This window comes from Streptomyces sp. NRRL B-3229 (assembly GCF_000719505.1).
GTDB lineage: Bacteria > Actinomycetota > Actinomycetes > Streptomycetales > Streptomycetaceae > Streptomyces > Streptomyces griseorubiginosus.
This window is the reverse complement of record NZ_JOGP01000014.1, coordinates 127,226-149,091: the sequence shown is the minus strand read 5'-3', so window position 1 is coordinate 149,091 and position 21,866 is coordinate 127,226. Positions and strand designations below refer to the sequence as shown.

General features: G+C 72.4%; 23 protein-coding genes. 10 read left to right on the top strand and 13 right to left on the bottom strand.

Going from position 1 to position 21,866, the window contains the following annotated elements:
* Positions 1-104 precede the first annotated feature (104 nt).
* A complete protein-coding gene (locus tag IF54_RS0123745; protein ID WP_030321951.1) occupies positions 105-983 on the top strand; it encodes a fructosamine kinase family protein in 879 nt (292 codons plus the stop codon).
* Positions 984-1,217: 234 nt separating this feature from the next.
* Here the strand turns inward: IF54_RS0123745 and IF54_RS0123740 are convergent, their stop codons facing one another.
* Both IF54_RS0123740 and IF54_RS0123735 read right to left on the bottom strand, forming a co-directional pair.
* A complete protein-coding gene (locus IF54_RS0123740) occupies positions 1,218-3,389 on the bottom strand; it encodes a TerD family protein (RefSeq protein WP_030321949.1) in 2,172 nt (723 codons plus the stop codon).
* A gap of 91 nt (positions 3,390-3,480) precedes the next feature.
* Positions 3,481-3,864, bottom strand: coding sequence for a DUF5997 family protein (locus IF54_RS0123735; protein WP_030321947.1), 384 nt, complete (start codon positions 3,862-3,864; stop codon positions 3,481-3,483).
* 58 nt (positions 3,865-3,922) lie between these two features.
* On the opposite strand from IF54_RS0123735, the gene IF54_RS0123730 reads away from it, so the two are divergent.
* A complete protein-coding gene (locus IF54_RS0123730) occupies positions 3,923-4,756 on the top strand; it encodes a LysR substrate-binding domain-containing protein (RefSeq protein WP_030321946.1) in 834 nt (277 codons plus the stop codon).
* Positions 4,757-4,842: 86 nt separating this feature from the next.
* Here IF54_RS0123730 and IF54_RS0123725 read toward each other — a convergent pair whose 3' ends face one another.
* Complete coding sequence (locus tag IF54_RS0123725; protein WP_030321944.1) at positions 4,843-6,018, bottom strand: GDSL-type esterase/lipase family protein; 1,176 nt, start codon at positions 6,016-6,018, stop codon at positions 4,843-4,845.
* Between the two features lie 16 nt (positions 6,019-6,034).
* Complete coding sequence (locus IF54_RS0123720) at positions 6,035-6,604, bottom strand: TetR/AcrR family transcriptional regulator (RefSeq protein WP_030321942.1); 570 nt, start codon at positions 6,602-6,604, stop codon at positions 6,035-6,037.
* 70 nt (positions 6,605-6,674) lie between these two features.
* Between IF54_RS0123720 and IF54_RS0123715 the strand changes: the two genes are divergently transcribed.
* Positions 6,675-7,169, top strand: coding sequence for an FBP domain-containing protein (locus IF54_RS0123715; RefSeq protein ID WP_030321940.1), 495 nt, complete (start codon positions 6,675-6,677; stop codon positions 7,167-7,169).
* 42 nt (positions 7,170-7,211) lie between these two features.
* Here the strand turns inward: IF54_RS0123715 and IF54_RS0123710 are convergent, their stop codons facing one another.
* Positions 7,212-7,898, bottom strand: coding sequence for an HAD family hydrolase (locus IF54_RS0123710; RefSeq protein ID WP_030321939.1), 687 nt, complete (start codon positions 7,896-7,898; stop codon positions 7,212-7,214).
* Positions 7,899-7,917: 19 nt separating this feature from the next.
* The gene (locus IF54_RS0123705; RefSeq protein ID WP_030321937.1) at positions 7,918-8,394 is read right to left on the bottom strand and encodes an Lrp/AsnC family transcriptional regulator; all 477 of its coding nucleotides are present in this window, start codon (positions 8,392-8,394) and stop codon (positions 7,918-7,920) included.
* A gap of 204 nt (positions 8,395-8,598) precedes the next feature.
* Here IF54_RS0123705 and IF54_RS0123700 point away from each other — a divergent pair, with 204 nt between their 5' ends.
* Together IF54_RS0123700 and IF54_RS0123695 are read left to right on the top strand one after the other, a co-directional pair.
* Complete coding sequence (locus IF54_RS0123700) at positions 8,599-10,086, top strand: FUSC family protein (protein ID WP_030321933.1); 1,488 nt, start codon at positions 8,599-8,601, stop codon at positions 10,084-10,086.
* A 165-nt stretch (positions 10,087-10,251) separates the two neighbouring features.
* Positions 10,252-11,283: a lactonase family protein gene (locus IF54_RS0123695; protein WP_030321931.1), complete on the top strand. Its 1,032-nt coding sequence runs from the start codon at positions 10,252-10,254 to the stop codon at positions 11,281-11,283.
* A gap of 147 nt (positions 11,284-11,430) precedes the next feature.
* Here IF54_RS0123695 and IF54_RS0123690 read toward each other — a convergent pair whose 3' ends face one another.
* Together IF54_RS0123690 and IF54_RS0123685 are read right to left on the bottom strand one after the other, a co-directional pair.
* The gene (locus IF54_RS0123690) at positions 11,431-12,354 is read right to left on the bottom strand and encodes a sirohydrochlorin chelatase (protein ID WP_063754952.1); all 924 of its coding nucleotides are present in this window, start codon (positions 12,352-12,354) and stop codon (positions 11,431-11,433) included.
* A gap of 95 nt (positions 12,355-12,449) precedes the next feature.
* The gene (locus IF54_RS0123685; protein WP_030321927.1) at positions 12,450-13,421 is read right to left on the bottom strand and encodes an N-acetylglucosamine kinase; all 972 of its coding nucleotides are present in this window, start codon (positions 13,419-13,421) and stop codon (positions 12,450-12,452) included.
* A gap of 179 nt (positions 13,422-13,600) precedes the next feature.
* On the opposite strand from IF54_RS0123685, the gene IF54_RS0123680 reads away from it, so the two are divergent.
* Positions 13,601-14,278, top strand: coding sequence for a uracil-DNA glycosylase (locus IF54_RS0123680; protein WP_028809551.1), 678 nt, complete (start codon positions 13,601-13,603; stop codon positions 14,276-14,278).
* 70 nt (positions 14,279-14,348) lie between these two features.
* On the opposite strand, the gene IF54_RS0123675 is transcribed toward IF54_RS0123680, so the two are convergent.
* The gene (locus IF54_RS0123675; protein ID WP_030321924.1) at positions 14,349-14,801 is read right to left on the bottom strand and encodes a peptidoglycan-binding domain-containing protein; all 453 of its coding nucleotides are present in this window, start codon (positions 14,799-14,801) and stop codon (positions 14,349-14,351) included.
* Positions 14,802-15,124: 323 nt separating this feature from the next.
* Here IF54_RS0123675 and IF54_RS0123670 point away from each other — a divergent pair, with 323 nt between their 5' ends.
* Complete coding sequence (locus IF54_RS0123670; protein WP_234439042.1) at positions 15,125-15,901, top strand: aminoglycoside phosphotransferase family protein; 777 nt, start codon at positions 15,125-15,127, stop codon at positions 15,899-15,901.
* A gap of 16 nt (positions 15,902-15,917) precedes the next feature.
* Here the strand turns inward: IF54_RS0123670 and IF54_RS0123665 are convergent, their stop codons facing one another.
* Genes IF54_RS0123665 through modA form a run of 3 tightly spaced genes read right to left on the bottom strand, consistent with a single transcriptional unit; the run spans position 15,918 to position 18,684 of the window.
* Positions 15,918-16,985 carry an ABC transporter ATP-binding protein gene (locus IF54_RS0123665; RefSeq protein ID WP_030321922.1) on the bottom strand — a complete coding sequence of 356 codons (1,068 nt, stop codon included), beginning with the start codon at positions 16,983-16,985 and terminating at the stop codon, positions 15,918-15,920.
* Positions 16,982-17,860 (bottom strand): ABC transporter permease, encoded by an 879-nt coding sequence (locus IF54_RS0123660; protein ID WP_030321920.1) that lies wholly within the window; start codon positions 17,858-17,860, stop codon positions 16,982-16,984. Before IF54_RS0123660 ends, IF54_RS0123665 begins: the two co-directional genes overlap by 4 nt.
* Positions 17,857-18,684: a molybdate ABC transporter substrate-binding protein gene (modA, locus tag IF54_RS0123655; RefSeq protein ID WP_030321918.1), complete on the bottom strand. Its 828-nt coding sequence runs from the start codon at positions 18,682-18,684 to the stop codon at positions 17,857-17,859. Before modA ends, IF54_RS0123660 begins: the two co-directional genes overlap by 4 nt.
* 245 nt (positions 18,685-18,929) lie before the next feature.
* On the opposite strand from modA, the gene IF54_RS43495 reads away from it, so the two are divergent.
* Both IF54_RS43495 and IF54_RS39730 read left to right on the top strand, forming a co-directional pair.
* Positions 18,930-19,187, top strand: a complete 258-nt coding sequence (locus IF54_RS43495; protein ID WP_324616565.1) for an MOSC N-terminal beta barrel domain-containing protein — start codon at positions 18,930-18,932, stop codon at positions 19,185-19,187.
* The gene (locus tag IF54_RS39730) at positions 19,093-19,767 is read left to right on the top strand and encodes an MOSC domain-containing protein (RefSeq protein WP_234439041.1); all 675 of its coding nucleotides are present in this window, start codon (positions 19,093-19,095) and stop codon (positions 19,765-19,767) included. The genes IF54_RS43495 and IF54_RS39730 overlap by 95 nt, the downstream gene beginning before the upstream one ends.
* A gap of 57 nt (positions 19,768-19,824) precedes the next feature.
* On the opposite strand, the gene IF54_RS0123645 is transcribed toward IF54_RS39730, so the two are convergent.
* Positions 19,825-20,910 (bottom strand): WD40/YVTN/BNR-like repeat-containing protein, encoded by a 1,086-nt coding sequence (locus IF54_RS0123645; RefSeq protein ID WP_030321916.1) that lies wholly within the window; start codon positions 20,908-20,910, stop codon positions 19,825-19,827.
* Positions 20,911-21,212: 302 nt separating this feature from the next.
* Here IF54_RS0123645 and IF54_RS0123640 point away from each other — a divergent pair, with 302 nt between their 5' ends.
* Positions 21,213-21,800 carry a hypothetical protein gene (locus tag IF54_RS0123640; protein WP_030321908.1) on the top strand — a complete coding sequence of 196 codons (588 nt, stop codon included), beginning with the start codon at positions 21,213-21,215 and terminating at the stop codon, positions 21,798-21,800.
* Positions 21,801-21,866: the final 66 nt, after the last annotated feature.

Genomic DNA, 21,866 nt, shown 5'->3' with positions numbered 1-21,866 from the left:
CGGATCCCTCTTTCCGTATGTCAAGACATGGCCGGGAGTCTTCACAGAGGCTGTGCAGGAGCCCCTCGGGCACCATGGGGGCTGTGCTGACGAGGGAGGTCCAGGTGTACGACGACGATGACGGCCCGGGTGCGGCGGCGGCGCGGCTCACCGGCCGGACGGCGACCGGGGAGCGCCCGGTGTCCGGCGCGCTGACCGAAGTCACCCTCGACGACGGCCGGCCGGTGATGGTCAAGCGGGGCGAGGCGCCCGGCGAAGTGGCGGCCGAAGCGGCGGGTCTGCGCTGGCTGGGAGGGGCGGGGACCGGGGGCGTGGGGGTACGGGTGCCCCTCGTGCACGGCCATGACGACCGGTGGCTGGTCACGGATCTGGTGCCCCGGGGCCGGCCGGGCCGGGACGCGGCGGCCGGCCTGGGACACGCGCTGGCCGCCCTGCACGCCGCCGGTGCCCCCGCCTTCGGTTCGGCGCCGCCCGGCGGCCCGCGGGAGGCGTACATCGGGCGGGCGCCGATGCCGAACGTCGAGGGCGCCGACTGGCCCGAGTGGTACGCCGGGCACCGGGTGCTGCCGTATCTGCGGAGCGCCGTGGACGACGGCACCATCGCCTCGGGGGAGGCACTGGTGATCGAGCGGCTCTGCGAACGGCTGCCGGACCTGGCGGGCCCCGCCGAACCGCCCGCCCGGCTGCACGGCGACCTCTGGAACGGCAACGTCCTCTGGGGCGCCGACGGTCACGCCTGGCTGATCGACCCGGCCGCGCACGGCGGCCACCGCGAGACCGACCTCGCGATGCTTCACCTGTTCGGCTGCCCGCACCTGGACGAGGTGCTGCGCGGCTACGAGCGGGCCGCACCGCTCGCCGACGGATGGCGGGACCGCATCGGACTGCACCAGCTCTTCCCGCTGCTGGTGCACGCCGTGCTGTTCGGGCGCGGATACGCGGAGCAGGCGCTCAGCACGGCGAAGGCGGCCCTGGAACGGTGAGACACCGTCCGGGACCGCCTGGGCTCGTGACGTCGCGGTGAGGAGAGCGAAGGAACTGGGGCCGTTGCAAGGCCGGTTTTCGAGACCGGTGAGAAGGAAGCCCCTTCATGGCCTCACCACGAGCGTCACATCGAGGACGAGGAAAGCGGAAGGACTGAAATCCGAGCCCCATGGGGTCTCATCGCAAGTGAGAAGGAAGCCCTTCCATGGCCTCGCCATCCGTAACGCTAACAGTCACTCGGGGATCAAGTCGCGCAGATTTTCCGCGGTGATCACCACCGAGTCCGGGTGTAGACCCTCGGGCCGCTCCAGACCGACGTAGGTCACCGGCTCGTCCGGTACCGCCGCGGCGTCCCACGTCGACACGTCCGTACCGCCGTTCGCCATCAGCCCGGTCAGGTAACCGACCGTGAGCTGCTCGCCCTCGACGACGGAGCGCAGCAGGTTCGCCACCGACACCTGGTTGCCCTCGACGCGGTTGTACGCCGGATGCCCCTTCAGGTACAGGTGCAGCCACTTGGCGTGCCAACTCCCGTCCTCCGCACGCCGGAACGCCAGCGGCAGCGCCACCCGGCCCGGACCGCGCAGCTCCGACTTCATGCGCACGGTACGGGGCTCGAAGGGCCGCCCCTTCTGCTCGCCCTCGCGCAGCATGAACCCGAAGAACGACTCCTCGGCCTCCTCGAACTGCTCCCCGGCGAAGATGTTGACCTGCGGGACGACATACGTGCCGCGCACGTTCCCGAGCCTCAGGTCGATGAACTCCGAGGCGCCGTCGGGGGCGTTGGTGATGTCACCGGAGTGCTCGCCCTCCACCGCGCGGAGATTGGTGTACGACAGCCACGACACCGTGTCGTACTCCGCGTCCAGCAGCAGCGCCGACAGGTCGTAGTCGGTGACGCGCTGCTTCTGCTTCCAGTACACGAAGAACCGCAGCAGCTCCCCGTCGACCCGCGAGACGGACCCCCGCGGCAGCACGCCGAGCCCGGCCGCGGTCGCCCGCCCGCTGAGCGGAAGCGCCACCCCGAGCACCTCGGGATCCACCAACAGCCGCTCAGGAGACGGGAGTCGGCGGGCCGTCTCCGCGTCGAGCACCGCGATCAGACGCTTGCGCTCGTCCTCCGGTACGGCCCGACGCGCGTCGTCGGTGACATGGGCGCGCCCGCCCCGGTTGATGAAAACCCGCTTGCGGCCCGTCTCCTCGGCCCGGTTGTGCAGGTACTCACGCACCGACAGCACGACCCGCCCGGAGACCTCCGGTGCGACCTCCTCGACGGCGGCCACCACGGCGTCCCGCTCCTCCTGGCCGGCGGCGGAACGCAGCAGCCGGTCCAGCCCGCGGAACAGCTTGCCCGGCGCGGACTTGAGCAGCTCCGCGGCCCCGGTCACGTCACCGGCCTCGAACAGCGCCTCCACCCGGCCGTCGAAGGAGTACGCCTTCTTCTCGCCCCGGGCGACGGCGAACACCTCGGCGGCATGCGGCCACCGCGGGTACTCGTGCGGGTGCAGACGCTCGCCGAGCCGCTTGAAGGCCTCGCGGTGCGCGAGGACGTCGGCGAGCTTGGCGGGAGCCCCGGCGACGACCTCGTCCAGTCCCGCGAGCAGGGCGCGGCGCACAGGCCGGGACATCGTGCGGAACCGGGTCGGCTGCTGAAGGCTCACGTCCCCGTCCGACACCGCGCAGGCCAGCCGCAGCACATCGGTCACGGTGTCCAGCAGCGGAGCCGAGCCCACCTTCAGCCGGGCCGCGTTGACCACGGCACGGTTCTCCCGGACCGGGATCGTCTCCGGCTGGGGGCCGTCCGCGCAGTGCCCGGCGAGCACCCCGAGGTCGGCCAGAGGCTCCTCGCCCAGCGGGGTGCTGCTGCCGGCCAGCGCCAGATACAGGGCGGTGACCTCGGCTTCCAGAGGCTCGCCCAGGTGCAGGACGGTCAGCCGGTCGCCCGCCGCCGCGAGCAGCTCGTCGTGCGCGGCCAGCATCTCCTCGTAGGTGTGCTGGTAGGTGCCGTACGACGGCAGCGTGAGCAAGTTGATCACACCGGTGCGGAGCTGGGCGATGATGCCGGGTCGGGCCTTGCGGTCCTCCAGCGCCTCGGTCACGCAGCGCGTCCAGAACTCGAAGGTGTCCGGGACGTTCGCCGGGAAGTCGACGAAGTAGACGTTGTGCCGCACATGGTCGCCGACCAGCTCGCGGACGGTGGCCAGGGTGCGGACGGCGGTGTCGACGACCGTGCCCTCGGACAGCCCCGACAGCGTCCTCAGCGCGTCGGCCGACAGCTTGAAGCCGACGGACGTCAACGCGGCGTCGAACTGCCGCGCGGCGACGTCACCCGCCCCGGCGGGACCCGCGGGGGCGGGGATGCGCAGGGTGTGCCGGATGACCAGGCGTTCCAGACGGTGGATCATGCCGGAATGGTCGCAGAGGTGTTCGACCGGGCGCATCGGAGTTTTCCGGGGCCCGCGGAGGGTGCTCGCTCATGAGGGGCACGGGCAGGGGCTAGTCCTCCTGCTGGGCCTTCTTCTCCTTCAGGCGGGCAGTCTCCTTGCGGACCTCCGCCTGCGTGGCGCGCTCCTTCTCCAGCCACTCGGGGCCGGCCTCGCGCAGCGCCTCGATCTGCTCGGTGGTGAGCGCCTCCGTGATCCCGCCGCGGGCGAGTCCGGCGATGGAGACACCCAGCCGGGCCGCGACGACGGGACGGGGGTGCGGGCCGTTGCGTCGCAGGTCCTGGAGCCACTGGGGCGGGTTCGTCTGGAGCTCGTTCAGCTCGGCGCGCGAGACGACACCCTCCTGGAACTCGGCAGGGGTGGCGGGGAGGTACACACCCAGCTTCTTCGCCGCGGTCGCGGGCTTCATCGTCTGGGTGTTCTGGTGCGACGTCATGGCACCAAGACTATCGGCCGCGCACGAGACGTCCGACCACAGTGGGTAACCTTGCCGCGTGACAGACTCGCCAGCATCCCCGTCCTTCCGGCTCGCGTACGTCCCTGGGGTGACGCCCGCCAAGTGGGTGCGGATCTGGCAGGAGCGTCTGCCGGACATCCCCCTGGAGCTCCTCCAGGTGACGGCTTCCGAGGCCTCCGACGTGTTGCGCGATGGCCGCGCGGACGCCGGGCTCGTGCGACTCCCGGTCGACCGTACGGTGTTCAGCGCGATCCCCCTCTACACCGAGACCACGGTCGTCGTCGTCCCCAAGGACCACGTGGTGACCGCCGCCGAGGAGATCACCTTGGACGACCTCGCCGACGAGGTCGTCGTCCATCCCCTCGACGACGTCATCGGCTGGGAGCGACCGCCCGGCGAACCGGCCTTCGAACGTCCGGCCACCACGGCCGACGCGATCGAGCTCGTGGCGGCGAACATCGGCGTCCTCGTCGTCCCGCAGTCCCTGGCCCGCCTCCACCACCGCCGTGACCTCACCTACCGCCCCGTCACCGACGCCCCGGAGTCCGCCGTCGCCCTCGCCTGGCCCGAGGACGCCACGACGGACCTGGTCGAGGACTTCATCGGCATCGTCAGGGGCCGGACCGTGAACAGCTCACGGGGACGGACACAGTCGAAGCCGGAGCCGGAATCAAAGAAGGGACCAGCCGGAAAGGGCGGCAAGCCGGGAGGGGGCGCCGGGAAGGGCGCGGCGCGTGGAGCCTCCGGCGGGGCCAGGGCCGCCAGGGGAGGCTCCGGGAGGTCCGGCGGAACCGGCGGCGGGTCCGGCAGGGCCGGCGGCGCCAAGGGCGGCGCGGCTGGTCGACGGGGCAAGCCCAAGCGCAGGGGGTAGGCGCCCTGGCCGTTACGGCTGCGACGGCGGCCACGGCTGGGATCGCCGCCACGGCCTCCCGCCTTCCCGCCCCTCGAGCCGCCCCCTCAGGCGCCGTCACCCCCGAACACCCCGTCCGCCCCGAACACCGCCCCCGCGAACCGTTCCCCTATGAGCCGGTGCGTCGCCGCGTCCGGGTGGAGGTCGTCCGGGAGCGGGAGGTCGGCCGCGTCGGGCTCTCCGTACAGCTCACGGCCGTCCAGGTAGTGCAGGTGCGGATCCTCGGCGGCCCGCTGCTTGACGATCCGGGCCAGTTCCTCGCGGATCACCTGGAGGGTCAGCTTCCCGGTGGCGCGCTCCGCCGGGTCGCCCATCGTCCTGAACCGGAACCGCCCCTCCTCGATCTCGCTGAAGTCCGGGAAGCAGGGCCCCGGCGTCTCCTCGTGGATCGGGCACAGGATCGGCGAGACGACCAGCAGGGGTGTGTCCGGGTGGCCCTCGCGGACCGTGTCGAGGAAACCGTGGACCGCCGGGCCGAAGGCCCGCAGCCGCATCAGGTCATGGTTGACGATGTTGATGCCGATCTTGAGGCTGATCACGTCGGCGGGGGTGTCCCGCACCGCCCGGGCGGTGAACGGGTCGAGCAGTGCGCTGCCCGCGAGGCCCAGGTTGATCAGCTCCACCCCGCCCAGCGTCGCGGCGACCGCAGGCCAGGTCCGTGAGGGGCTCGCCGCGTCGGAGCCGTGGCTGATGGAGCTGCCGTGGTGGAGCCACACCCGGCGGTCGGTGGGAGGTGCCGGTTCGACGGGTGCGTCGGTGCGCAGGGCGATCAGCTCGGTGGTCTCGTTGTGCGGCAGCCATATCTCGACGTCCTTGACCTCGCCTGACAACCCGTCGAACCGCACGGTCCCGGGCGGGCCCGGCCGTGTCTCGGAGGTCCCCTCGGTCATGTCGACGGTGATGACGTTGCCGCCGAGCACGCTGCCCTGACCGGCCGGTCGCCCGTCGACCACCAGGTCGTACAGGCCGTGCGGCCGCGGTGGCGCACCCACGTAGGTCCGCTTGGTCGGCAGGCTCTCCAGCTCCACCACGGTGGCCCGGGTGCGGAAGACCAGCCGTACCCCCGCGGGCTGGGACTCGGCCATGGCCAGCTGTTCGTCGGTGTTCTGGGCGCGGGCCCGCGCGGGCAGCCGGTGCGGCAGCACACCGAGCTCGGTCCGCTCCACGTCGAGGGCGCCGCGCAGCAGGTCGGCGGTGACGGGTGTGGTGATCCAGTCGGGCATGTCCTCAGCCTGTCGGTCAGCGGGTGGGCCAGTTGCGCAACAGCGTGTCGAGGGCGTCCAGGATGCGTCTCCAGGACTCCTCGGAGTCGGGGGAGCTGTGGCTGAACCCGCCTGCCCCCTCCAGGCTGGCGTATCCGTGAAAGGTGCTGCCCAGCAGCCGTACGGCATCGGTCTGGGCGGGTTCGGGCAGGTCGTATCCGCGCAGGATCGCCCGCATCATCTGCGAGTGCCGTACGCCCGCACTGAGAGCCGCAGTCTCGGGGTCGAGCCTCGTCCGGGCAGCCTCGGCGCGGCCGGGATGTGCGTGGGCGTAGTCGCGGTAGACGTCGGCGTACGCGATCAGGGCGTCCTTGCCGGCCCGCCCGGCCACCGCGTCGGCGGAGAGGTCGGCGAGCTCCGCCAGGGCGAACAGGCAGATCCGGGTCCTGAGGTCCTGCGAGTTCTTGACGTGCGAGTACAGGCTCGCGACCTTCACGTCGAAGCGCCGGGCCAGCTCCGAGACGGTCACGTGCTCGAAGCCCACCTCGTCGGCCAGCTCCGCGCCCGCCCGGACCAGTCGTTCCGTCGTCAGCCCTGCCCGTGCCATGCATGTCCTCTCGTCCGCCTGAACCGATTATGTGTTTGCCTAAAGCTTTTAGGCAAACTAGCGTGAAGTTATGGAACCGCTGACCGAGCAAGAGATCCGCGCCGCCTTCGTGAACTGCACCAAGGGTGAGGCGAAGCGCCTGTCCGTCCCGCGCGACCTGGCCGAGCGGCCGTGGGAGGACCTCGACTACCTCGGCTGGCGCGATCCGCAGGCCCCCGACCGCGCCTACCTCGTGACCGTGCTGGAAGGACGCCCGAGGGCCCTCCAGCTACGGGCCGGTGCGCGCGGTTTCTCGCAGACGCGCAAGAGCATGTGCTCGATGTGCCTGACCACCCACACCGGCGGCGTCTCGCTGATGGTCGCCCCGAAGGCGGGCAAGGCCGGGCAGCAGGGCAACTCGGTCGGCGCCTACATATGCGAGGACCTCGCGTGTTCGCTGTACGTGCGGGGCAAGCGGGACGCGGGGGCTGGCGCGCGCCTGCACGAGACGCTCACGCTGGAGGAGAAGGTCCAGCGGACGGTCACGAACCTGGCGGCGTTCGTCGCCAAGGTGCTGGGGTCGTGACGATGCCGCGTTCCGGAGGTATCCCGAGTGGCCCGGAGGACTTCAGGCCGCCCCCGTCACCCACGCGAACGCCGCCCGCGCCGTGAACTCCGCCTGGCCTCCCCGCAGCAGCAGGCCGGCGTGGGCGAAGTCCGGTGCGTCGGCCTGGGCGGGGACGTACGGGATCGCGACGCAGCGCATTCCGGCCGCGTGTGCGGCGGCCGCGCCCGGGGCCGCGTCCTCCAGGACCACACAGTCGGACGGAGCCGCACCCAGCCGGCGGGCCGCCTCCAGGAAGATGTCCGGCGCGGGCTTGCCGTGGGCGACCTCGTCGGCCGAGACGACCGTCCGCAGATACGCGTCCAGGCCCGTCCCGGCCAGGATCGCCTCGATGGCCTCCCGCGACGACCCAGAGGCCACGGCCATCGGCACCCCCTCGGCCGCGAGCAGCTCCACGAACCTCCGCATCTCGGGGTACACGCGCGTGGCGGCCCGGGCCAGCTCCAGATAGCGCCGGTTCTTGTCCGCGAGCAGCTCCGCCACGGACGCCCGCAGTCCGTACAGCGACTTCCACCGCGCGACCGTCTCGCGCGTGCTGATCCCCACGTACCGCTCGTGGTCGGCCCAGCCGAAGTCCGGGACACCGTGCTCGGCGAGGAGCTGCCGGCCCGCCTCGTAGTAGTTCGGCTCGCTGTCCACGAGCGTTCCGTCGAGATCGAAGACGACCGATGTGCCGCTGAGCCTGCTCATGGCACCAGGATGACAAGGATCAACTCCGGGCCGCGCGCCCCACCGACTCCACGAGCGGCAGCAGCCGGTGCGCGACCCGCTCCCGCAGCGCCACCTCCGTACGCGTCCGCACCACCCCCGGTAGGCTGATCACCGTCTGGATGACGTCCTCCAGATGCGCGTTGTCCCTGGCCACGACCCGCGTCAGCAGATCCCCGCCGCCCGCGATCGAGAACGCCTCCACGATCTCCGGCACCGCAGCCAGCGCGTCCCCCACGTCGTCCAGCCGCCCCTGCGTCACTTCGATGTGCACGAACGCCAGCACCGGATGCCCCAGCGCGGCGGCCGACAGCGAGGGTCCCGTCCCGGTGATCACCCCGTCCCGCTCCAGGCGGTCCAGCCGGGCCTGAAGTGTCCCGCGGGCCACGCCCAGAATCCGGGCGTACTCCCGCACGCTCGTCCGCGGCTGCTCCAGCAGCAGTCGCAGGATCCGGGTGTCGAGTTCGTCCACGGCCATGCCGTACGACCTCCCGCGCTCACTTGGTCCGATGGTCCGCCGATGGACGCCTCGGGACCGCTCTTCCTGTACCAATGGCCCAGCATATCCGGGCTCGCTTGAGCCGACAGTGGTGAGGATGCTGCAATGAGCCCGTCGATGGCGCTGCGGATCCCCGCGGCGCCTTTTCCATGCCGGTGTCCGGTGAGTTCCAGGGGGCGGTACGTGCTGAAGAGGGTGTTCATGGCTCCGGACCCGGGGCGGGTCCGGCTGCGCTTCGCCGCGCGAGCGGTGCTCGGCATCGGTGGCGCGGTCGTCGTGTGCGGCCTCGCGGGGCACTCCCTCACGGGTGCCGTCGCCGGTGGCCTGGCCGCACTGCTCGCCCTGTTCACCGTCACGGACGCCACCGTGCGGGGCCAGGCGGTCACCACCGCGCTGCTGCCCGTCGTCGGCCTGCCGGTGCTCACCGCGGCGGCCGGGCTGCACGACCACCCCGTCGCCCGTGACCTCACCTTCCTCGCCGTGGTCGGCGTCGGCGTCTACGCCCGCCGCTGGGGCCCGCGCGGGCACAGCCTCGGGGTCTTCGCGTTCATGACCTTCTTCGTGGCGCAGTTCCTGCACGCAGGCACCGGGCACCTGCCCGAGCTGTACGCCGCCGTCCTGCTGTCCGTCCTCACCGCGGCCGCGGTCCGCTTCGGACTGTGGTGCTACGAGCGTCGGCTGCCCCCGGCACCCGCGCCCGCCCCGCCCGCCGGCACCGGCCTTGCCCGCGCGACCACCCGCCAGGCGGTCCAGGCCACGGCCGGCGCGGGCTTCGCCCTCGTCGTCGGACAGTTGATCTCGGGACAGCGCTGGTACTGGGCCGTCGGCGCCACCTGGTGGATCTTCGTGAACACCACCTCGCGCGGCGAGACCCTGGTGCGCGGCTTCCGCCGTGTCCTCGGCACGCTGATCGGCATCGGACTCGGTCTCCTCGTCGCCGTACCACTGCACGGGGCCCCGGCCCCGACGGCCGTACTCGTCGCCGTCTGCGTCTTCGGCATCTTCTACACGGCCGCCGTGTCGTACACCTGGATGATGCTCTGGGTCACCCTGCTCGCCGAGCTCCTCTACGGCCTTCTCGGCGTCCTGGAGCCCGGTCTGCTGGTCCTGCGCCTCGCGGAGACCGGCGTCGGTGCGGTCGGTGCCGTCCTCGCGGTGCTCTTCGTGCTGCCGATCACCACCCATGCCGTCACCGACGCCTGGATCCAGCGCGCCCTGCGCTGTGTGCACGTCTGCACGGCCGAGGCGGCGGCCCGGCTCGCCGGCGTGCCGGACGCCGACCCGGCCGGCCGGGTGGCCGAACTGGAGCAGCTGCTCGGCAGGGTCCGTCTCTCGGTGGCCCCGCTGGTACACCCCCTCACCCCCATGTCGGCCCGCAAGCGACGCGCCCGCCGGGTGCTCGCCCTCCTCGACGACTGCGCCCGGGAGATCCGCGGCCTGGTCGCCGTCGCCGCCGACCCGGAGGCCTCGCACGACGCCCGGCTGGCCGCCGCGTGCTGGCGGGTGGAGGCCGCGGTGGAGGCGCTCACCGGCGGCAGGGACCTCCCGGTGACGGACCGCCCGCTCGCGGAGGAGCCCGCGCTGGCCCATCTCCACGGCCTGGAAAGGGCGCTCGCGGAACTGGCCACGCCCCTGCGGGCGCCGTCGGGCTCACGGCTGGTCGGAGCCTGACGCCGGCTCCCCGGACGCCCGCTCGTCCGCTGCGCCTGTGAAGGTGGCCGCTGCTGGTCTCGACTTGTGAATCTCGACTTGTGAAGATGACCGGTGCTGGTCTAGACCGGTCGTGATCGACTGCTACCGTCGCCCCGAACGGCACAGGACCGAGAGGGGACCACGGTGGCAGAAGGCGGCGGGCGGCGACGGGCCTACATCGGGTCGTTCACGGCGGCCGGGGGCCCCGGCATCGTGACGGCGACCGTGTTCCCGGACACCGGGGCGCTGAAGGCCCTGGGGGCCCTGAAGGGCGTGCCCGATCCGTCGTACCTGGCCCTGTCGGCCGACCGCGAGGTGCTGTACGCGGTCAGCGAGACGGCCGAGGGTGCGGTGGCCGCGTACCGGGTGACCGGCGAGCGGCCCGAGCCGGCGGGCCCGCCGGTGCAGGTGGACGGGGACAGCCCGACCCATCTCGCGGTGCACGGCGGGCACGTCCTCACCGCCAACTACGGCTCCGGCAGCGTCACCGCCGTGCCCCTGCGCGCGGACGGCGCCCTCGAGGCCGCCCCCTCCGCCGTGCTCCGGCACACCGGGTCGGGGCCCCACACACCCCGCCAGCAGGGCCCGCACGCCCACCAGGTGCAGCCCGACCCCAGCGGCCGGTGGATCGTCACCGTCGACCTCGGCACCGACTCGGTACGGGTGTGCACGCTGACGGACGGCACCCTCGCCGTCCACCGCGAGATCGCCCTGCGACCCGGCTCCGGCCCCCGTCACCTGGCCTTCCATCCCGGCGGCCGCCACGCGTACGTCCTCAACGAGCTGACACCGACCCTGACCGTCTGCCGCTGGGACGCCGAGGAAGGGCTCCTGAGGCCCCTGGGCGAGACACGGGTGCTGGCCGGCCCCCCGGCGGGCAACGCCTACCCCTCGGGCGTGGTCGTCTCTCCCGACGGCCGGTTCGTGTGGACCGCCACCCGTGGCGAGGACGTCCTGTCGACGTTCGCCGTCGAGGGCGACGAACTGCGGCTGGTCGGCACGGTCTTCTGCGGCGGCGACTGGCCCCGGGCGCTCGCCGAGTCCGGCGGATACCTGTACGTGGCCAACGAGCGCTCCGGCGAGGTGACCTGGTTCGCCGTGGACCCGGACACGGGCCTTCCCCGCTACGAGGGCTCGATCGACGTACCGGCCGCGTCCTGCGTCGTCTTCGGCTGACATCGCGCCCGCTCGCCCCACGGCCGCCCGCTGTGCCCGGGGGCCGGACCGCCGTACACATGCCGAAGGGGCCACCGCACACATGCCGAAGGGACCGCTCCGACAGCTGGAGTGGTCCCTTTCGGCACAAGCGGCGTTCAGGCGCGGTCAGCGCACCGGCGCGCCCTGCGCCTGCTGCGGGGCGATGCCCAGCGCGGTCGTGTACTTGGCGAGGGCGAGCTTGCCGATCGCCGGGTAGGGGCCGAGCGGATCGGCGGCGGAGCAGCCGGCCTCCTTGGCGGCCTCCTCGATCACGGCGGGGTCGATCTCCGGCCCTATCAGGTAGGGCGCCAGCGCCAGCTGCTGCGAACCGGAGGACCGCAGCTGGTCCGCGATGGACGCGATCGAGCCCTCCTGGTCGAGCGCCGCCGCCATCACCGGCACCGCGAGGCGCGCGGCGAGCAGCATGCCCGTGATCCCGGCCGCCTGCACGGCCTCCTCGCCGCCCACGGCCGCCAGGACGATGCCGTCCGCGGCCGTGGCCACGGTGAACAGCCTGGCCCGGTCCGCGCGGGCCAGCCCGGCCTCGGACAGCCGCACGTGCAGCGCCTCGGCGAGCAGCGGGTGCGGGCCCAGCACATCGGTGAGGTCGGCGGAGATCCGGCTGTCCATCACGGCCTGGCGGATCCGGCGCAGCAGCGCGTTGTCCGGGCCGGCGAGCAGCGGCACGACGACGGCGACGGGACCCTCGGGCTCCCTGACGTCCACCCCGGCGGCCTTGGCCTGCTCGTAACGGGCCGTGCGCTCCTCGGCGGCGTGCACCAGGACGCCCTGGAGCGTGGGGAACTCCGAGTCGTCGCCGTCGAGGTAGCCGATCCGGGCGTCGAGGCCGGGCAGCTCGGAGCGCGCGATGCTCACGACCTCCTCGGCGAGACCGCGCGTGGCAGCACCGGGCGTGCCCGGGACCGCGAGGACGAGCGCGGGCGCGCCCTCGGGAGCCGCCAGGGGCTCGGGTCGGCGGTGCCGCCCGGGCTGGCGAGGTCGCGGCATTCGTACTGGCAGGCCGGACGCGGGCCCAGTGGGGGAGCTCATGGCGACGCATGTTACTGGTTTCCTGGGCTTCCCTGTTCGGGGAGGGTGCAGGTGAGCGGTATCCGTCCGGTTTTGTCTGATGAGTTACGTCCCCTTCAGCCCCTCTTTGGGGTCACCAGGTGCACCATCGACTCGTCACTCGGCAGGGCGAACGAACCCTGCGCCAGTTCTGTGGCGATCTGTACCGATCCTTCCAACGGCCCGCCCGCCGCGGGGACGTTCCGGGCGTGCGGCAGCAGCCGCCTCAGCTCTTCCTCCAGCGGGACGACGAGTGCGGCACCCGTCCGGAACAAGCCACCGGTGAGACAGACACGCGGTTCGCCCTCCGTCGGGCAGACCGCGGCCGCCGATCCGGCCATGTGCCGGGCCGCCTCGCGCAGGATGCCGCTCGCGACCGGGTCGAGGTCGGCGCAGGCGGCCACTTGGGGCGCGAAGGAGGCGAGCACGGCGGCCCGGTCCGGCCTCGGGTAGAGCTTCCCGGGCAGCTCCCGCAACGGCCCGAACATCTCTTCGGCCAGCGCCAGCAGGGCCGCGGAGCCGCCGGGCCGCCCGTCGTGGGCGCGCAGCGCGGCCTCCAGCCCGGCCCGCCCGATCCACGCCCCGCCGCCGCAGTCGCCCAGCAGATGGCCCCAACCGTCCGCGCGGCGCCATTCCTTGAGGTCGGTGCCGATCGCGATCAGACCGGTGCCGGCCGCGATCACCGCGCCGGGGCGCGGGCCGAGGGCGCCGGTGTAGGCGGTCACCGCGTCCGCGACGAGCGCGACGGTCCGGACCCCGAACTCCCGGGCCAGCGCGGCGGGCAGCTCGGCCCGCAGGGCGTCGCCCAGGGTCGCCATACCGGCCGCTCCGACGACGGCCGTGCCCAGCGCGGTCACTCCCGCCTCGGGCAGCAGGGACCGGACCATGGGCACGAGCTGTTCCATCAGATGCGCCGGATCGATCCCGCGCGGGCCCGTCCGCACGGGCACCCCGGACTCCCGCGGGGCCGTGGCCTCCCGCCCCGGGACACCCACGACCGCCCGCAGACCGGACCCGCCGGAGTCGACGGCCAGGAATCCTTCCGCCACGAACTCGCCCCTTTCCCGGCCGTCGGCCCCGTGAGCCGGCGGCCGCGTGAGCCGCCAGCGCTTTGAGCTGTCGGCCCCGTGAGCCGGCGGCCGCGTGAGTGGAGGAAGAGTAGCGGCCCGGGGGGCCTGGCTTCCCTGCGTACACGGGGTGTCGGTGCGGGCCAGTAGGGTGACGCGCTGTGGCACCACGACCTTTGCATGAACTAGTTGAAGCGGGCTGGGCGAAGGCCCTGGAACCCGTGGCCGAACGCATCGCCGCGATGGGGGACTTCCTGCGGGCCGAGATAGCGGCCGGCCGGACTTACCTGCCGGCCGGACAGAACGTGCTGCGAGCCTTCCAGCAGCCCTTCGACGACGTACGCGTCCTGATCGTGGGTCAGGACCCGTACCCCACGCCGGGGATGGCCATCGGGCTGAGCTTCGCGGTGGCGCCGGAGGTGCGCTCGCTGCCGGGGAGCCTGGAGAACATCTTCCGCGAGATGCACTCCGACCTCGGGCTGCCCAGACCGTCGAACGGCGACCTGACGCCGTGGACCCGGCAGGGCGTGCTGCTGCTCAACAGGGCGCTGACGACGGCCCCGCGCAAGCCCGGAGCGCACCGCGGCCAGGGCTGGGAGGAGGTCACCGAGCAGGCGATCCGCGCTCTCGCGGCGCGGGGCAAGCCGCTCGTGTCGATCCTGTGGGGCCGTGACGCGCGCAATCTGCGCCCGCTGCTGGGGGAGTTGCCCGCGATCGAGTCCGCGCATCCGTCCCCGATGTCGGCGGACCGGGGCTTCTTCGGCTCCCGCCCGTTCAGCCGGGCGAACGACCTTCTCGTCGGGCAGGGTGTGCAGCCGGTGGACTGGCGGCTTCCCTGAGGCGTCGGTCCGGGCCGGTCGAGCGGACGACGCGCCGCTCGACCAGCCCTACGCGGCACTCAGGGGCAGATCAGCAACCCGTGGCGTTGTAATTCCAGAACGCGGCCCTGGTCTGCGGACCGGCGATCCCGTCGGGGGTTCCGGCGTTCTCGCCGACATTGTTCAGGAACTTCTGGAGCGCCGTGATCGTATTGCTGCCGACGATTCCGTCGACGGTACCGGCGTTGTAACCCCAGGCGTTCAGCATGCGCTGCGCCGCTTTCCAGCTGTTGGTGCCCAGCTGCCCGTCCTCGGTACCGGCGTTGAAGCCCCACGCGTTCAGGCAGCTCTGCCAGTTCTTGGCCCGGGCGGTGTCCAGGCCGAGGTTGTTGACCGCGAGGGGTGCGAGCCGCGAGCTGCTGACCGCGGCCGTGGCGGCGTGCTGCGGGGCCGCCACGCTCGCACCCGCTCCCGCGAGGCCTCCCAGGGCGATGCCGACGACGGCGCTGGTGGTGACGAGTGTCCTGGCCAGATAAGTTCGCACTGCTTTCTCTTTCCTGTCGACTGCGACGGATATGACGCGACCGCCGGTGCCTGCGGTCGCGTCGACCACAGCGTGCCAGGGGAAATGCGCTCGAATCCCGTGCTCATGCGAGCTTCTTTTTCGTATGACTGAATACGGGCCAAATTCTGCGAATGCGCCGCAGGGGATCTGCTTCAGGAATCCGCGAACTGTGGCCGATAAGCCACTTGTTCGTCGGACGTGGTGGTGAGGGGCCTCGGCACGGTGGTCAAGCACCGCAGGCCGACCGGGGGCTCGCCGAAATCCGGCTGCGTGCTCCCCTCCGCGCCGCCTACCGTGCCCTTGTGGAGGATCGCGAAGTGCTGAGCGGCGGAATCAACGAGGTCGTGCGCGAAGGGGACCGCGTCAGACGCCCGGCGGCTCCATGGAGCGCGACCGTGCAGCGGTTCCTCGCCCATCTCGCGGCGGCGGGGTTCACCGGGGCACCGCGGCCGTACGGGGTGAGTGAGGACGGCCAGGAGGAGATCGTCGAGTTCCTGCCCGGAGAGGTCGGGCACGACTTCGACGCGCCCCAGGTGCGCAGCGACGCGTCGCTGATCGCCGCGGCCCGGCTTCTGCGGGACTTCCACGATGCTTCGGCGAGCTTCCTGCGACTTCCCGACGACGTATGGCAGTTCGCACCGCGCGAGCCCGCGGAGGTCGTCTGTCACGGCGACGCGGCCACCTACAACACCGTCTTCCGGGACCGGCTCCCGGTCGCGTTCATCGACTTCGACACCGCCCACCCGGCCCCGCGCCTGTGGGACGTGGCGTACACCGCCTACCGCTTTGTGCCGCTGTACGCCCCGGACGCGGCCGAACCCTCGCTGCCCATCCCCGAGGGAAGGCGCCGCCTGAGTCTCTTCGCCCACGCCTACCGCCTGTCCGAAGCGGAGCGAGCGACACTTCCCACTGTCGCGGGGGCACGGCTGCGGGCGCTGGTGGAGTGGATGCACGCCGAAGCGGCGGCGGGTCGCACGGCCGTACAGCGGCACGTCGCCGAGGGACACGACCAGCGGTACCTCACGGACGCCCGGTGGATCGAGGAGACCTACGGGCCGGACACGGACGGGCGCCCGTAGTCCCCGCAGGCTGCTTTCACGCCGGATACGCGTGGGTCTGCGTCGCCTTCACCGTGGCCCATACGCCGGCCCCGGGGCGCAGGTCGAGTTCCGCGGCGGCGATGGTCGTGAGGTCGGCGGCGAGGGGGAGCGGGCCGGTGAGCGCGGCGCGGATCTGGTCGCCGTGGGTCTCCAGTCCGGCGACCTCGCAGCGCCAGAGGTTGCGGGCGCTGGAGCCGGTGGGCCGGTCCCGGTGCAGGGTGACCGCACTGGGCGGGAAGGCGACGAAGACGGGACCGGTGAGGTCCTCCGTGGTGGTGACCTCCGCCCCGCCCGCCACCCGGACGGTGTGCCCCTCCGCCTCGCCCCGGTAGAGGTTGAGGCCGACCAGGTGGGCGATGTAGTCGGTGCGGGGATGCCGGGCGATGTGCGCCGGGGTGCCCTCCTGGACGATCCGGCCGTCCTCGACGACGACGAGGCGGTCGGCCAGCACCATGGCGTCCAGCGGATCGTGCGTGACGAGGACGGCGACCGCCTCGAACTCGGCCAGATGGTGCCGGAGCTGAGCCCGGACCTCGAGTCGGGTGCGGGCGTCGAGGGCGGCGAGGGGTTCGTCGAGCAGGAGCAGTCGCGGGTGCGTGGCCAACGCGCGGGCGAGCGCCACCCGTTGGGCCTGGCCGCCCGACAGGCGCCGGGGCTTGGCGGACGCGTGCGCGGTGAGGTCCAGACGTTCCAGCCATACGGCGGCCTGCGCGCGGGCCGCCGCCCTGCTCGCCCCGTGACATCGCGGGCCGAAGGCCACGTTGTCCAGTGCGCTCAGGTGCGGGAAGAGCAGATAGTCCTGGAAGACGACACCGACCGGGCGGGACTCCGGCGGTGTGCCGTCCAACTCGGCTCCGTCCAGCCGCAGATGACCGGCGGACAGCGGTACGAGACCGGCGAGCGCGCGCAGCGCCGTGGTCTTGCCGGCGCCGTTCGGGCCGAGGAGCGCGACCACGTCACCGGGGGCCGCCGCGAGGGTGACGTCGAGGTGGAAGGAGCCGCGCTCGACCACGAGACGGACGTCCAGGCCCGCAGCGGCGCCGGTTTTGCCTGTCTCGGTCATTGGGGGCTCATCCAGCGGTCGCGCAGTCCGGCCAGGACCGCGACGGAGACGGCGAGCAGGACCAGGCTGAGGGCGATCGCGGACTCCGGGTCGTTCTGGAGGGCGAGGTAGACGGCCAGCGGCATGGTCTGGGTACGGCCCGGGAAGTTGCCCGCGAAGGTGATCGTCGCGCCGAACTCGCCCAGCGCACGCGCCCAGGCCAGGACCGCGCCGGCCGCGACGCCGGGGGCGATGAGCGGGAGGGTGACGCGGCGGAACGCGGTGAAGGGGGACGCGCCGAGCGTGGTGGCGGCCTCCTCGTAGCGGGGGTCGGCGGCGCGCAGGGTGCCCTCGACGCTGATGACGAGGAACGGCATCGCCACGAACGCTTCGGCGATCACCACCCCGGTGGTGGTGAAGGGCAGCGTGACGCCGAACCAGGAGTCCAGCCACTTGCCGACGACCCCGTTGCGGCCCAGCGCCATGAGCAGGGCGACACCGCCGACCACCGGTGGCAGCACCAGCGGCAGGGTGACCAGGGCCCGTACGAGTCCGCGGCCGGGGAAGTCCACGCGGGCCAGCAGCCAGGCCAGCGGCACCCCGATCACCAGACACACCGCTGTCGCCGCCGTCGCGCACACCAGGGAGAGCCGGAGCGCCTGCCAGACCTCGGGGCTGGTGAGCAGGTCGGGCATGCTGCGCCAGGGAGCCCTGATCAGCAGAGCGACGAGCGGCAGGGTCAGGAAGGCCAGGCCGATCAGGGCGGGCACGAGCAGCGGCAGCGGAGCACCGCCGCGAGCCCGCCGACTCCCACGCAACCCGGAGGCACGGCGTCGCCGCGGGCCACCGGTGACGGTGTCCGCGGCGTCGGTGCGGCGGGGGGAGCTGAGCGTCATGGCTGGAGGAACCCGGCCGCGGTCAGGACCTTCTGGCCCTCGGCGGACCGCACCAGCGCGATGAACGCCTTGGCGGTCTCGGTGTTCTTCGACTCCTTGAGCAGGGTGATCGGGTAGGCGTTGATGGCGTCTGCGGACTCGGGGAACTCCACACCCTCCACCTTGTCACCTGCCGCCCTCACATCGGTCCGGTACACGACGGCCGCGTCGGCCTCCTTCAACACCACCTTGTTGAGAGCCGACTTGACGTCCTCCTCGTAGGACACCGGGGTGAGCTTCAGCCTGCTCGCCGTGAGCGCCTTCTTGGCGGCGGCGCCACAGGGGACCGTCCTGTCGCAGAGGACCACCTTCAGGCTCTTGTCGGTGAGGTCCTTCAGCGAGGCGACCTTGGCGGGGTTGCCGGGCAGGGTGGCGATCTCCAGCTGGTTGCGCACGAAGGTGGCGGGCGCGCCGGCGTTGTCCTTGGCGTCCGTGACGGCCTTCATCGTCTTGGGGCTGGCGGAGGCGAACACGTCCGCCGGTGCCCCGCCGGTGATGGAGGCGGCGAGTGAGTCGCTGCCGCCGAAGCTGAAGGTGACCTTCGTGCCGGGGTGCGCCATCTCGAAGTCCTTGCCCAGCGTCGTGAAGCTCTCCTTCAGCGAGGCCGCGGCGAAGACGGTGATGTCGCCGGAGACCTTCGTCCCGGACCCCGACTGCGCGGAGCCCGACTTCGCAGAGCCCAAGTCGTCGGAGGAGGAGCAGGCGCTCAGGGCCAGCAGCGCGGCGGTGCCCAGGGCGGCCGCCTGTACGGGCCGACGGCTGCGGGCGTGCACGGAACGGGTCATCACGGGTCCACTCCTCAAGGTCCTCACGGACCCCACTACGGCCTCGCGGCCTGGCCAACGGTCGCTCGACGTCACGCTCGGCGGTGCGACTCCCACGGTCGATCATAGTGCCGCAGATGCGAGGCCAGAGTCTCCTGTGTCATCGCATGAGCCGGAACCTTGATCCATCAGGTTGGCATGTGCGTTTGTACGGACGACATGCTGGAGGCCGTCGGGGAGACACCGCCCACCGGGATACTTGATCCATGGGGAGTGTGGCGGCGTTGTACCGCTATCCGGTGAAGTCGATGCTGGGCGAGGCCGTGAGCGCGGTGGCGGTCACGGAGCGCGGGTTCCGCGGGGACCGGACACATGCCGTGCTCGACGGGACCGGCGCGGTCGCCAGTGCCAAACACCCGCGCAAGTGGGGTGCCTTGCTGCGCCTGCCGCAGCCGGTGGGACGACCGCGGCAGCGTACGGATCGTCCTGCCCGACGGGACCGCACTGCCGGTCGAGGACCCTGAGCTGCACGTACGGCTGTCCGAGGTGCTGGGCCGCAAGGTCTTCCTGTCGGCTGGCGCGCCCGACCACAGCAGACTCGAACGTGCCGTGCCCGAGTACGAGGGCGGGGTCCCGGACGTGGTGCGGGAGTCGGCGTCCGTCGATGCCACCGGGACGAGCATCACGACGGGCAGCGTCGCCCCGGGCACCTTCTACGACTTCGGCCGGGTCCATGTCCTCACCACGGCCTCCCTCGCCCGGATGCGCGAGGTCCATCCCGCCGGGGACTTCGACGCCCGGCGTTTCCGGCCGAACATGGTCGTCGACACCGGCGGGGAACCGGGTTTTCCCGAGGACACCTGGCCGGGCGCCCGGCTGCGGGCCGGCGAGGCGCTGTTCCGGGTGGTGGTGCCCACGCCCCGCTGCGTGATCCCGACCCTCGGCCACGACGAGCTCCTGCCGGACCCGGGCATCATGCGCGCGGTCGCCCGCGAGCACCGGATCCCCGTCCTCGACCTGGGCCGGCTCTCCTGTCTCGGCGTCTACCTGGACGTCCTCGAGGCGGGCACGGTCCGGGTGGGCGACACGGTCACCCTCTGCTGAGGCCGCCCCTGGCACCTCAGGGTCACCTCCTGCCGGCATAAGCCACGGAGGTCCGGATCAGCCGATCACCGCCGCCCGTACACACAGCACGTCCGGCAGATGGGAGGCCAGCTGCCGCCAGCTGTCGCCGTCGTCGGCCGAGGCGTACACCTCGCCGTTGCGGTTTCCGAAGTAGACGCCGGCCGGGTCCGCGTCGTCCGTGCACATCGCGTCCCGCAGCACCGTGCCGTAGTGGTCCTCCTGCGGCAGCCCCGCGGTCAGGGGTTCCCAGCTCCTGCCGGCGTCCGCCGTGCGGAACACCCGGCACCGGTGGTCGGCCGGGACCCGGTCCGCGTCGGCGTTGATCGGGAAGACGTACGCCGTCCCGCCACGGTGCGGGTGCGCGGCCGTGGCGAAGCCGAAGGTGGACGGCAGTCCCTCGCCGATGTCCGTCCAGTGGGCGCCCGCGTCGTCGCTTCTGTACACACCCCAGTGGTTCTGGAGATACAGGCGGTCCGGGTCGGCCGCGTCCCGCGCGACCTTGTGCACGCACTGGCCGAACTCCGGGTTCGGGTCCGGCAGGAACACCGCGGAGACACCGGAGTTGGACGGCTCCCAGCTCGCCCCGCCGTCCTTCGTACGGAACACCCCGGCCGTGGAGACGGCCACCGTGACCGCACGCGGGTCCCGCCGGTCGGTCAGGACGGTGTGCAGGCCCTCACCGCCGCCGCCCGGCACCCACTTCGAGCGCGTCGGGTGCTCCCACAGGGGCCGGACCAGCTCGAAGCTCTCCCCACGGTCCTCGGAGCGGTACAGCGCGGCCGGTTCCGTGCCCGCGTACACCACGTCCGGCTCGGCGGCCGCCGGGTGCAGCTGCCAGACCCGCTCCAGCGAGGCCCCGGTGTCCTTCGGGAACTTCACCGCCGGCTGGGCGGGCTCGGTCCAGGTGCGGCCCAGGTCGTCGGAGTGGAACACGGACGGCCCCCAGTGCGCGCTGTCCCCTCCGGCCAGCAGTCGCGGGCGCTCGCCCCGGGTGTCGATCGCCACCGAGTACACGGCCTGCGCGTTGAAGTAAGGGCTCTCGTCGAACTCCCAGGTGCCGCCGCGCGCCCGCCCGATGAACAGACCCTTGCGTGTCCCCACGGCAAGCAGCTTCTCCGTCATTCCGGTCACCTCCGCTGTGCTTCGACGTCTTTGTCCCAGCCACCGGCCAGTCTGCACCCCACCACTGACAGTCACCTCTGGAGACGGCTTCGCCGCAGGTCAGAGCAGGTAAAGGCGGGGATGATAACCGTCCGCCGCGCTTGACGGGCGGCTTTCGCCAAGATGCCCGCGCGGGCGCACGGCCGGGGGACGGTGGTGACGGAGAACTCGCCGAGACCCGTGAGCATCGAGGGGAACTCTCCCGTATGGAAGAGCGGTCCGGCATGTTCGTGCGCCCGTCGCTCATGAGGAGGATGCCTTCGATGGCGTTCCGTGGTCCCAAGGTCTGGCTGTGGCGGTGGCGGCGCAATCCGCTCAGACGCCGTGCCGACACCCTCGAGGCGTGGGTCCTGCTCGGTGCCTGGCTGCTCACCCTGTTAGCGGGAGTGGGCGCGGGGCTGGCGGTGAGCCGGGCCGTCGAGCATCAGCTGGCGCGGGAGCGCGTCGAATGGCAGCCGGTCGTGGCCCGGCTCACCGAACACGCTCCCGGCACGGCCGATCCGGGTACGTCAAGCGGCGAGCGGGTCTGGGGCGAGGTGGCGTGGACCGGGGCCGACGGCTCCGAACACAGGGGTCAGGTCCGCGTCGACCCCGGCAGCACCCAGGGCACGCCGGTCACGATCTGGACCGACGCCCAGGGCCGTCTGATGACCCAGCCCGCGACCGAGGGCCAGGCCCAGATCCGTGCCGCGCTCATCGGTGCCCTGGTCGGTGTCAGCACCGCCGCCGTCCCCTTCGTCGGCGCCCGAGTCCTCCGCGGCCGTCTGGAACGCCGCCGCCTGGACCAGTGGGACACGGACTGGGCCCACTTCGGCCCCCTGTGGGGCGGGAGACGCGCGGACGGGAGGTGAGCGGCGGGGGCGAGGGCCGGTCCGGGGTGTGAGCGGCCGGGGAATGGCCGTCCAGATCATCGGGGG

Bases quoted from the DNA above. Each gene is read 5' to 3' on its own strand.
- IF54_RS0123645 (WP_030321916.1), bottom strand. From the start codon at position 20,910: ATGACGGAGAAGCTGCTTGCCGTGGGGACACGCAAGGGTCTGTTCATC.
- modA (WP_030321918.1), bottom strand. From the start codon at position 18,684: ATGACCCGTTCCGTGCACGCCCGCAGCCGTCGGCCCGTACAGGCGGCC.
- IF54_RS0123705 (WP_030321937.1), bottom strand. From the start codon at position 8,394: ATGGCCGTGGACGAACTCGACACCCGGATCCTGCGACTGCTGCTGGAG.
- IF54_RS0123665 (WP_030321922.1), bottom strand. From the start codon at position 16,985: ATGACCGAGACAGGCAAAACCGGCGCCGCTGCGGGCCTGGACGTCCGT.
- IF54_RS0123720 (WP_030321942.1), bottom strand. From the start codon at position 6,604: ATGGCACGGGCAGGGCTGACGACGGAACGACTGGTCCGGGCGGGCGCG.
- IF54_RS0123735 (WP_030321947.1), bottom strand. From the start codon at position 3,864: ATGACGTCGCACCAGAACACCCAGACGATGAAGCCCGCGACCGCGGCG.
- IF54_RS0123715 (WP_030321940.1), top strand. From the start codon at position 6,675: ATGGAACCGCTGACCGAGCAAGAGATCCGCGCCGCCTTCGTGAACTGC.
- IF54_RS0123740 (WP_030321949.1), bottom strand. From the start codon at position 3,389: ATGATCCACCGTCTGGAACGCCTGGTCATCCGGCACACCCTGCGCATC.
- IF54_RS0123690 (WP_063754952.1), bottom strand. From the start codon at position 12,354: ATGAGCTCCCCCACTGGGCCCGCGTCCGGCCTGCCAGTACGAATGCCG.
- IF54_RS43495 (WP_324616565.1), top strand. From the start codon at position 18,930: ATGGGGAGTGTGGCGGCGTTGTACCGCTATCCGGTGAAGTCGATGCTG.
- IF54_RS0123725 (WP_030321944.1), bottom strand. From the start codon at position 6,018: ATGCCCGACTGGATCACCACACCCGTCACCGCCGACCTGCTGCGCGGC.
- IF54_RS0123660 (WP_030321920.1), bottom strand. From the start codon at position 17,860: ATGACGCTCAGCTCCCCCCGCCGCACCGACGCCGCGGACACCGTCACC.
- IF54_RS0123710 (WP_030321939.1), bottom strand. From the start codon at position 7,898: ATGAGCAGGCTCAGCGGCACATCGGTCGTCTTCGATCTCGACGGAACG.
- IF54_RS0123640 (WP_030321908.1), top strand. From the start codon at position 21,213: ATGGCGTTCCGTGGTCCCAAGGTCTGGCTGTGGCGGTGGCGGCGCAAT.